The organism is Roseomonas sp. KE2513 (assembly GCF_016107305.1).
Taxonomy (GTDB): Bacteria; Pseudomonadota; Alphaproteobacteria; order Acetobacterales; family Acetobacteraceae; genus Roseomonas.
In genome coordinates this window covers 1-494 of sequence record NZ_RCVR01000192.1, presented here as the reverse complement: position 1 = coordinate 494, position 494 = coordinate 1, and the positions used below count along the sequence as shown (strand labels likewise).

The window sequence follows — 494 nt, the reverse complement described above, 5'->3', positions numbered from 1 at the left end:
GAGAGACCGCTCGCCGGCACGGGTTTCCCCGAACCAGCACGGCCCTGTCTCTCGAAGACGACGCAGCACAGACAGGAGCAAGCATCCGCTCGCTCAACCATCCTGCCGCAACCCTAAGCCCATCCTATGGCTTGGAGACGGTCGGTATCGAACCGACGACCCCCTGCTTGCAAAGCAGGCGCTCTCCCACTGAGCTACGCCCCCACAAGCCAACCAGGAACAGGCAAACCAGCACCGCCGCGCGCCCTCAGGCCTCCCGGCCTTCTCACCAGATCAACTGGTGGGCCAGGGAGGACTTGAACCTCCGACCCCACGCTTATCAAGCGTGTGCTCTAACCAACTGAGCTACTGGCCCAAGCTTCGAATGCACGACGATCAACAGGAAGGATGCGCGGCCAGCGCCGCGGCGCGGAGAACCGCGCCGGCCAATGGCCGCGACCCAAACCAGCAAGGAGAGGATACGGGTGTGAACGAGATCCGTGATCAGGATCTGT

2 tRNA genes are annotated in these 494 nt (G+C 63.2%); both read right to left on the bottom strand.

Features of this window, described 5'->3' with window-relative positions:
* Nucleotides 1–132 precede the first annotated feature (132 nt).
* Nucleotides 133–204 (bottom strand) — tRNA-Ala (locus D9599_RS30915).
* Nucleotides 205–278: 74 nt separating this feature from the next.
* Nucleotides 279–355, bottom strand: a tRNA-Ile gene (locus D9599_RS30910).
* Between the last annotated feature and the right edge of the window lie 139 nt (nucleotides 356–494).